Source organism: Meridianimarinicoccus marinus, from assembly GCF_040689105.1.
In the GTDB taxonomy this organism is placed as follows: Bacteria; Pseudomonadota; Alphaproteobacteria; order Rhodobacterales; family Rhodobacteraceae; genus Meridianimarinicoccus; species Meridianimarinicoccus marinus.
The window spans coordinates 1-9,520 of record NZ_JBFBVU010000056.1; the positions used below are offsets into that span (position 1 = coordinate 1).

The 9,520-nt window shown below is 60.2% G+C and carries 5 protein-coding genes and 3 pseudogenes; 3 read left to right on the forward strand and 5 right to left on the reverse strand.

The window, feature by feature from the left end; all coding sequences use genetic code 11:
• Positions 1–192: 192 nt before the first annotated feature.
• Positions 193–498: a hypothetical protein gene (locus AB0T83_RS19670; protein WP_435891200.1), complete on the reverse strand. Its 306-nt coding sequence runs from the start codon at positions 496–498 to the stop codon at positions 193–195.
• A 40-nt stretch (positions 499–538) separates the two neighbouring features.
• On the opposite strand from AB0T83_RS19670, the pseudogene tnpC reads away from it, so the two are divergent.
• Positions 539–1,618, forward strand: a pseudogene (gene tnpC, locus AB0T83_RS19675) (IS66 family transposase); the annotation flags it as partial.
• Here the strand turns inward: tnpC and AB0T83_RS19680 are convergent.
• The 4 genes and pseudogenes from AB0T83_RS19680 to AB0T83_RS19695 form a co-directional block, all read right to left on the reverse strand.
• Positions 1,586–1,801, reverse strand: a pseudogene (locus tag AB0T83_RS19680) (integrase); the annotation flags it as partial. The pseudogenes tnpC and AB0T83_RS19680 sit on opposite strands and share 33 nt — an antisense overlap.
• A 188-nt stretch (positions 1,802–1,989) precedes the next feature.
• Positions 1,990–3,636, reverse strand: a complete 1,647-nt coding sequence (locus AB0T83_RS19685) for a hypothetical protein (RefSeq protein WP_366194911.1) — start codon at positions 3,634–3,636, stop codon at positions 1,990–1,992.
• Positions 3,637–3,960: 324 nt separating this feature from the next.
• Positions 3,961–4,456, reverse strand: a pseudogene (locus tag AB0T83_RS19690) (transposase); the annotation flags it as partial.
• Between the two features lie 93 nt (positions 4,457–4,549).
• Positions 4,550–5,323 carry a FadR/GntR family transcriptional regulator gene (locus tag AB0T83_RS19695; protein WP_366194912.1) on the reverse strand — a complete coding sequence of 258 codons (774 nt, stop codon included), beginning with the start codon at positions 5,321–5,323 and terminating at the stop codon, positions 4,550–4,552.
• A 337-nt stretch (positions 5,324–5,660) separates the two neighbouring features.
• Here AB0T83_RS19695 and AB0T83_RS19700 point away from each other — a divergent pair, with 337 nt between their 5' ends.
• Complete coding sequence (locus tag AB0T83_RS19700) at positions 5,661–6,710, forward strand: TRAP transporter substrate-binding protein (protein WP_366194913.1); 1,050 nt, start codon at positions 5,661–5,663, stop codon at positions 6,708–6,710.
• Between the two features lie 109 nt (positions 6,711–6,819).
• The gene (locus AB0T83_RS19705; protein WP_366194914.1) at positions 6,820–8,886 is read left to right on the forward strand and encodes a TRAP transporter large permease subunit; all 2,067 of its coding nucleotides are present in this window, start codon (positions 6,820–6,822) and stop codon (positions 8,884–8,886) included.
• Positions 8,887–9,520 lie beyond the last annotated feature (634 nt).

The window sequence follows — 9,520 nt, forward strand, 5'->3', positions numbered from 1 at the left end:
CATCCTTCTTGTCATGTAGATTCTCCAGTTTCATAAACACCTTATCTCGGTGTCCACGAAACCGGCAGCAGGCCAGTTTGACCTGCGTTGCAGGCATCGACACTCTGAGGTCGCTGCAGGATAGACGGGTGTCCGCAATGTATGCTGCCGCGCAGCATCGCAAAGCGACAGTGAAGGTCTGCTGAGGGCCGGTTACGTCGTTCGAGAGAGCTGAACGCGCTGCTCCACCCACTCGGTTGGAAACGGCTCGAGCAGCCGCGCCAGCGTCACGTCCGATCCCTGCGCCCCGTCGAAAATTGCCCCCACGATATCGGGCGCGAGCAGTGTCAGGCGCAGGACGCGGGTCATGTAGGACGGTGCGATCCCTTCATGCGTGGCCAGTTCGGCAATGGTCGTGAACTCGCCTGACTCCAGCATCCGCTTCCAGCGGAACGCCCGAGCCAGCGCTTTGACCAACGTATTGTCCATCTTGCTGTGCCCAGATGCCCCATCCGGCATCTGCATCTCCTTGCGGCCGCCTCGTTTCACAAGGCGGAAGATGCACCGGATCGGAGAAGACCGGACCGAACGGCTGGATATCGTGCCGGCGCAACTGCAGGTCGTCGTCACTGTCCGTCCAAAATACGCCTGCCGAGCTTGCGCCGAGGGCGTGACCCAGGCACCGGCAACCAGCCACCTGATCGAAGGCGGCCTGCCGACCGAGGGCGCCGTTGCCCATGTGCCGGTCAGCAAATTCTCAGACCATTTGCCTTTATAACGCCAGAGCCAGATCCTGGCGTGCTCCGGGATCGATCTCCACCGCAGCACTTTGGCCGATTGGATCGGCATCGCCGCGTTCCACCTTGACCCGGTCGTGGATCCGTTGGCCGAGCATCTGAAGGCATCCACAATGCTCTTCATGGACGAGACCACGGCCCTGGTCCTCGATCCCGGTCGGGGGCGAACGGAAACCGGTTATCACTGGACCCTGGCTCGGGACGACCGGGGATGGGGCGGAGATGGCCCGCCCGGCGTGGTCTTCACCTATGCCCCCGACCGCGCCGGCCAAAAAGCGGAACGTATCCTGACGGGCTTTGATGGCGTCCTGCAACTCGACGGCTACCAGGGCTACAATCGGCGGACCCGACCAACCCGAAAGGGCGGCGCACCGATCACTGTCGCTCATTGCCGGGCCCATGCGCGCAGGAAGCTGAAGGAGATCTTCGACCGCGACGGCTCCGAGATCGTCGCCGAGGGCCCGCGCCGGATAGCGGAATTCTACCGGATCGAAGCCGAGATCCGTGGCATGGGCCCCGGCCAGCGCCTGTCCGCCCGGCAGACCCGAACCGCACCACTGGTTGCCGACTTTGGCGACTGGATGCAGGCACAACGTCGGCGTATCTCGTCAAAGTCCCGCTTGGGCGAGAAATTCGCCTGTATCCACCGTTATTGGGACGGGCTGCAGACTTTCCTCCACGACGGTCGCGTCGAAATCGACTCCAACAGCGTCGAGAATCTGATCCGCCCAATTGCCCTGATGAGAAAAAAAGCGCTCTTCGCAGGTCACGATGAAAGCGGGCGATCTTGGGCCCGCATCGCATCGCTCATCCGCGACGAGGAGTTTCACCGGATCACACCCACGAAGCTTGCTGTCGATCGCGAGGTTGTACAGCGCCGGATCTCGGGCATTTTCGGCGATCTCAAGCCGGACACGGATCGTCCAGACATGTTTTGGTATCAGTGGCCGTTTCTGGCCCACGATGCGGCCCCTGTTCCACGCAGGGCGACAAGCACGACTGGCGGGAAGGCTTGCAGTAGCCATGACGAATCCTCCCTTTCGCCACTTTCCGCCACAGCGCCAGCCCTCTGCCGGCAGCCAATATCATCATGCCGCGCCGCCGCAGGCCTGCTCCGAGCCCTGGTTTTACCGATGCTGCGGCCAGCGTGAACGTGTAGTTTGCCAACAAAGTGGACGTTGCAATTGGCCCACGCTGTCCGTCTGGTGGTCGATTACTCGGCCGCCAAAGCCTTCTGCCGGCAATAACATGATGCCTTGATCGGCACCTCGGCCCGCGCGGTGGCCTTGTCCAGTTGTCGTTTGATATGGGACGCTTCGGCTGTTTCACCGCGCCGGGTCAGGCATTCGTGCAAGCCGTGCAGGCTCCAGACGTTGCCTGGATGCTGGCAGGCCCTGCTAAGCGTTGCATCCAGACCAAGGTCGGCGCGATAGACTTTTTCCGCCTCCTCCGTCTGGCCCTGGTCAAGAAGAAGAGCGCCGAGCGCGTGGCGGGTGGGCTGCATCCAACCCCAGGGTTCGTCGTAGGGCAGCGTGTCATCAATCTCGACCGATCTGCGCAGGTGTTCGAAAGCGGTCTCATGCTCTCCCTTGTGGTAGGCAAGCTCACCCAGCATCATCTGCTCGGCAACCTTCAGGATGTCGCGGCATGTGTTGTTGAACAGCATTCTGGTTTCAGGCACCCGCTCCAAAGCGTCATAGAACCGGGCTTTTTCGATCTCGGCGTCGGTGATCTTGTGCTGGTTCGCCAAGGCAACCGTTCGCGCGTACCGCATCATGGCGATGGTGACGGAAAAAAGCTCTTCATCGGCCGGCAGATCCTGATCGAGAATTTCCTGCCAGCGTCCGAACCGGATCAGAACATGTTGCTTCATCGGGATGAAGCCTTCGAACCAGTCGGCCATGGGGCGAAGAGTCTCCGAGGGTAATGTGGCAATCAGTTCTTCTGCGGCTTCCAACGCTGCCCCGGGTTGCCCCAGGAACATCGCGCCGTAGATCTTGAAGTGGTAGTTGTGGCAGCGATAAATCGAGTAGAAATTGTCCGGGCCTTCGCGCTCCAGGAACTTCCGGTCGGCAATGATAGCCGTTTGATTGCGAAGCACCACGTTCATGTAATCGCCGCACAAAACGTCGATATGGGTCGGCATATGCAGAAGGTGCCCGGCGTCCGGAACCAGGGTGCTGAGCACATCGCCATGGCGCAGCGCGCGTTCAGGATGCGGCGACATTTCCATCAGGTGGATATACATGTGCAGAAGTCCGGCGTGTTTCCATGCGCCGGGAAGCGTGGAGAACGCCGTGTCGAGCACGCTGATTGCCTCAAGCGTGTCCGCGCCTTCGGCGGGTTTTCCGGTTGGCAGATCCCAAAGCTGCCACGGTGTCCGGTTCATGATCGACTCGGCAAAGAGGGCACACACGTCCAGGTCGTTGCTGAACTCGGCATGAACTCTCCGCATTGCAGCCGCGAAGGCGTCGTTCCAGGGGCTGAAATCCTCGATATCTGACGAGGTTGGATAGCGGGCCGGAATTGCCTCGATCAGGGCACGTTCAATGGGGGTCACCAGATCCAGAAGCGCGGTTGCGGCATCGATTGAACCTCTTGCCAACGCGATGCAGTCGGGCTTCTCGTCGTCCTCGAAGGTTTCCCAGGGTTTGTTGTAGTTCGGTCCGATGCAATACGCGATGCCCCAATGCGCCATCGCGCAGTCGGGGTCGGCGGCAAGAGCCTTCTGAAAGCAAACAATCGCCTCTTCGTGATTATAGGCATATGTCCATGCCAAGCCCCGGTCGAACCACATCTGAGCGCTATCTGACGACGTTGAGATCTTCCGAGTGTAATCGCCGAGGTCATAGTACTCCATCGTGATTTCCCTCCGTCTAAACGCGCCAAGTTTACCACAGAGCGCCTTGCGCCGATAGCAACGCTGAAAGTTGGCAAGTATTGGAGTGCCGCCTTTGGCTTTTGGCTGCTTCGGGCGCGGCGCCGTCTTTCCGAGCTGTCGTGTCGAAGGGCTGCTTCCAACCGCTGGGTATCCGGTGTGTGGAGGCAACGTTCTGAAGATGAAGCATCCGCTTTAACAGACCGCTGAAAAACCCTGCCGCAAGGAACGTCTTCCCGGTGCGGCGGGCTTTGCGGGTTCTTGTGCGTGGGCAAGTGGGCATTGGGCGGCTCTTCCGGCCTCAAGCCGCTGGGATTTTGCATGGCCGGGGTGTCGGGTGGTCCGGCCATCGATGGCTGAATTACGGGATGTCTGGGCGACGTGCGGTGTGACGACCATCTGGCGCAGTTCGGCAACGAAGTCGGTGCTGTAATCACCACGATCCGCAGCGAGGGCCGGGCGCCGTGCCGCTCGGGGTGAATGCCGGTGGAGCATGTCGATGGCGGCACGGCGCTCGGCGTGACCGTCAGCTTGCGCGAGGTCGGTCTGCACGATCAACGCCCACGAACCAACGGAACAGCAGGTTGCAGTCCATCTGCGCCATGAACTGCCGCTCGGATCGGATCGGTGCGATCGAGGCACGGCCCTCTCCCGCATAAAGCCGATCAAACTCAGCATCCAGGGAACGCAGCGCGTCGTTGACGACGGACCTGACCTTGCGCAGCGGATGCCTTGCGGGAATGCGATCCTCGAGATCCACGCAGCTGAACAGCGACCCTGCCGCAGCGTCCGATCCACGCATCGCCACCTCCATACATCCAGTGGAGCCTATGAATCATGTTCCGCGATAGGCGACGAGGCTGGAGTTCTTCAAAGGCCTCTTAAGATATTGCGCCTATTTCTCCACCAACCTGCGTTTTTCGGCCATGGCTTCGCGGCGTTGTTGCTCGATGCCAAGCCGGAATGAGCTTTCGACAAAGTCGATGTGATCATATGCGGCCTGTTCGGCCCGTTTTGGGTCACTGGCAATCACCGCTTGGCCAAGCTCCAGATGCTGTTCAAGCAGCTTGCGGCCGGAGCCGTCAATCGATGTAAGGAAATCGCGGTTGTAGAAGACGCCCTGCTGCGTGAGATTGAAGATTGTCTGCATCATGTGGATCAGCGTCGCGTTCTGGCTGGCGTCGACAATTGCGGTGTGCAGTGCCAAATCGGCCTCGCGGGACAGCTTGGCATCTTGTTCCGTCCAGGCTCGTTCGATGTCCGCCAGGATTTCGGAAATCCGCTCCTTGTCGGCGCGGGTGGCGCGAAGCGCAGCGAGCCGGGCGGCGAACCCCTCCTGTGCGCGACGGTATTCGAGATAGTCGAAGAATGCGGGTTCATGACGCCCGTAAAGCGCCAGCAGAGCGGGCAACATGGCTTGGCCGGTCAGCGGCGCAACAAAGCTGCCTTCGCCGTGCTTGGTGGTGACAAGACCGCGCTCTTCGAGAACCTGCAGCGCTTCGCGCAATTTGGGACGGGACACGCGTAATAGCTCGGCCAGGTCGCGCTCGGATGGCAGTTTGCGACCCTGCTTGAGTATGCCCGAGGCAATCAGCTCCTCGATCTGGGCAACGACCGCGTCAGCGAGCGATTCGTGTCCGACGGGTTCGAAAATCGAATTCGTAGGCATTTTTCACGCTCCTTTCCAATGAAGCCGCGATGTCAGTGGTTAAGTAACATAACCATATCAGACGGAATATCAAGGAGTCCTTTCGGGGAAGGGCAGGCAGGTGGTAGCGCTAAAAATATATTGAAAACAAGAGAGAAACACCAAAGTTGTCTGGCGTCTCGGTACCGGGCAACTGGAACATGTAGCGACGTTTGTTTTGGCCTCAAGGCCTAGTGGTAAAGTAACTTGTGGACTTGATGCAGTGGTAAATGTTATTGACCAATCGGGCCGCCGGACCATCCGCGCCGCTTTTGGGAAAACCTTGCCCTGACGAATTGACGAAACTGGAGGAGACACCATGAACAAGACCCTGACGAGCATTGCTCTGGCCGCGAGCCTGATCGCCGCTCCGGCGGTTGCTGCTGACAAGTTGCTGCTGAAAACCCCGATCGCATTCTCAACCGCCCTGCCGGGCCTTGGATCGCCGATCCCGCGTGTTGCCGAACAGCTGGAGCTGATGTCCGGCGGGACGTTGAAGATGAAGATCTATGAGCCGGGCAAGCTGGTTCCGCCGTTCGAGATCCTTGATGCCGTGTCGTCGGGCAAGATCAACTCGGGCTACACCACGGCGGGCTACTGGGCCGGCAAGATCCCGGCAGCGCCGCTGTTCTCGGCCGTACCGTTCGGCCCCGAGGCCGGGGAATACATGGCGTGGCTGTACTACGGCAATGGCAGGGCGCTCTACCAGGAGATGTACGACCAGGCCGGCTTCAATATTCACGTCATTCCCTGCGCCATCATCGCGCCCGAGACCTCCGGCTGGTTCGCCAAGGAGATCAACACGCCCGAAGACCTCGACGGGCTGAAGATGCGTTTCTTCGGTCTTGGCGGCAAGGTGATGCAGAAGCTCGGCGTTGCCACCTCCCTGCTGCCCGGCGGCGAGATCTTCCCGGCGATGGAGAAGGGCGCCATTGACGCCACCGAATTCTCCATGCCCGCCATCGACGCGCGTCTTGGCTTCCACAAGCTTGTGAAGTTCAACTACTTCCCCGGATGGCACCAGCAGGCGACCGTTTTCGAACTGCTCGTGAACAAGGACGTCTGGAACGAGACCAACGAAACTCATCAGGCGATCATCGAGAACACCTGCAAGGCCTCGATGGCCGACAGCTTTGCTGAAGGTGAAGCGATCCAGCACGACGTGCTTATCGACAACGTCGAGAACAACGGTGTCACCATCAAGCAGTGGTCGCCCGAGATGCTGGAGATCTTCCGCGCCACGTGGATGGAGGTCGCCGAGGAGGAAGCCGCGAACGACGCGTATTTCGCCAAGGTCCTGAACGACATGAACGAGTTCCGCGACGGCTACACGGTCTGGAAAGAGAACGCGTTCCTTCCGCGCAAGTAAGTCGGCGGTGATTGGTGGTCAGAGCTGCGCACTGCAGTGGCTCTGACCGCGCCTTTCCGCACATTGGACCCGATGAGATGCCCAAGTGAGGTATCGGAGGAGAATTAACATGGCAGACCAGTTTGACCCGACAAACGATCCGGTCGAGACATACGAGCACATCACTGAGCATCCGGAGACCGACAATCAGCGCATTGCGGTCATGATCGACACCTTCGTGAAGACGGTTGGCCATGTGGTGATGTGGGCAAACATCCTGCTGATCGCCGCGATCTTCTCACAGGTGGCGCTCCGTTACGTTCTCAATCAGAACTATCCCAAGCTGGACGAGATCCAGTGGCATTTCTACGGCCTCGTAACCATGGTCGGCATATCCTATGCCCTGGTCACCGACAGCCATGTACGCGTGGACCTGGTTCACATGCAACTCAGCCGCAGGACCCAGCGGATCATCGAGATCATCGGGATCCTTACCCTTCTGGTTCCGTTCATCTACCTTATGATTGATCAGGGGTCGGACTACTTCTTCGAAAGCCTCCGGGTCAACGAACGCTCCGACAGCCCCACCGGACTGCCGGCACGCTGGGCGCTCAAGGCCGTGATCCCGGCCAGTTTCATCCTCCTGGCTCTGGCCGCGCTGGCCCGCCTCATCCACGATGTGCACGCGCTCTGGGTGGCCCCGGCGACCGAGCGTTCGGGCGCCAAGCTGCGTCGCGTCCTGCTGGTGCTGTTCTGCTTCGCCGTGATCGGCACCGCACTGACCTTCCTGGTCGAGACGACAGAGGAAAAGCTCGTCATCGCGATGTTCCTGACGTTCATTGCGCTCCTGTTCTCCGGATATCCCGTCGCATGGGTGCTGGCGGGGGTAGGTGTCGCCTATTGCGGGCTGGCCTATCTGTTCGACAATGACCTGATGCTGTGGACCGGTATGGAGAGCACCTTTACCGGGCTCGACTATCTGACCCTTGGCGCAGTGGTGAACCGTGTCTACGCCACCATGTCCAACGCGGTTCTGGTTGCTCTGCCAATGTTCATCTTCATGGGGTTGATGCTGGACGAAAGCGGCGTCGCCGAGCGCCTGATGACCTCGATGCAGCGCCTGTTCGGCACAGTGCGTGGCGGTCTGGCTATCACCGTCACGCTGATCGGTATCGTCCTCGCGGCGTCCACCGGCATCATCGGGGCCTCTGTGGTCCTGCTGGGTGTGCTGTCGCTGCCTTCGATGATGGAACAGAAATACTCGCCTGAGCTGGCCGCCGGTGTGGTGTCGGCGTCCGGCACTCTGGGCATCCTGATCCCGCCGTCGATCATGCTGGTCATCATGGCCGACCAGATGGCTCTTTCGGTCGGAGACCTGTTCATGGCCGCCGTGTTCCCGGGGATCATCATCGGCGTGCTCTACCTGCTCTACATCTTTATCCTGGCTCAGGTGAAACCCGATGTGGCCCCGGTGCCGGACGGCGCAAAACGCCCGGACTGGGCAGCTGTGCGCGACGTGGCGATCGCGGTCGTGCCGACACTACTGCTGATCCTGTCGGTGCTCGGGTCGATCTTTGCCGGCCTGACCACCCCGACCGAGGCATCCGGAATCGGTGCGCTCGGGGCCACCTTGCTCGCCGTCGGCTATCGCAAGATGACTTTTGCCAAGCTCTGGAACGTCCTGGTCTCGACCTTCAACACCACCGCCTACATCTTCGCGATTTTCCTCGGGGCGACAGTATTCTCCTATGTCCTGCGCGAACTGGGCGGCGATGAGTTGATCGAACACGTGGTGCAGAGCACCGGCTTTGGCCCCAACGGTACGGTCCTGTTCATTTTGTTCATCGTCTTCCTGCTGGGGTTCGTCCTGGACTGGATCGAGATCACCCTGATCGTGCTACCGCTGATGCGGCCGATCATCAACGGGCTGGGAATGGACATTCCGGGGTTCGGCGTTCTGGATGAACCGGCGCTGATCTGGTTCGTGATCCTGGTCGCGGTGACCCTGCAGACCAGCTTCCTGACACCGCCCGTTGGTTTCGCGCTGTTCTATCTCAAGGGCGTCTGCCCGCCGGAGATCGAGCTGACGAACATCTATCGGGGCATCATCCCCTTCGTGCTCCTGCAGCTGACAGGATTGGCGCTGGTCTTCCTGTGGCCCACACTCGCCACCTGGCTGCCTGCAGTAGCGTATTGATCGACGCGCGCCCTGCGACTTGAGGATCGTCACAACTTCCAGAACTTCCGGCGCCTCGCGAGGCGCCGGTTGCCCGGGCCGATCTTCAACTGCATTGATGGCGGGGTCGATGTTGAGGCCACACTGAGGGAGAACACCCGCGCCTTCGACAGCTTCGACCTTCGGTTCCTGAGCGAGGGGACATGCGGGTCAACTGTTCGCCTACCGCCCTGCAACGGCTGTTCCACCACCAGCGGGGAATGCGCCGTCACTGCGGCGGCCGAGAAACGCGGCACGATGTTTGGCGTTTCCTCGCTTGGCACCGTGTCACTTTAGGAACTGCGCCAGACGCGCAAGAATCCGCAAGCGTACCAGTTCTGCTTCCCCGAGGATTGCCGGTCTTGGGGTCGACCACGTCAATCGTGGTGCCGCCATAGTCGACAAACAGCCGTTTGCCCGCGGGATGGCGCTGGCGCATCACCGGTGACAGCTTGCCTTCCCAGAAGGTACCATGCTCGCAACAGCGACTTTAATCGTAGCCGTCAGGATGGGACTTTCGGCACTCCTCCCACAATTAGGGTATTCCTCCGGCGAGGGCCGCCTGACGGTCTCTGACTGGTGATGATAGGTCCGACTTTATGCGCGACCTTACATT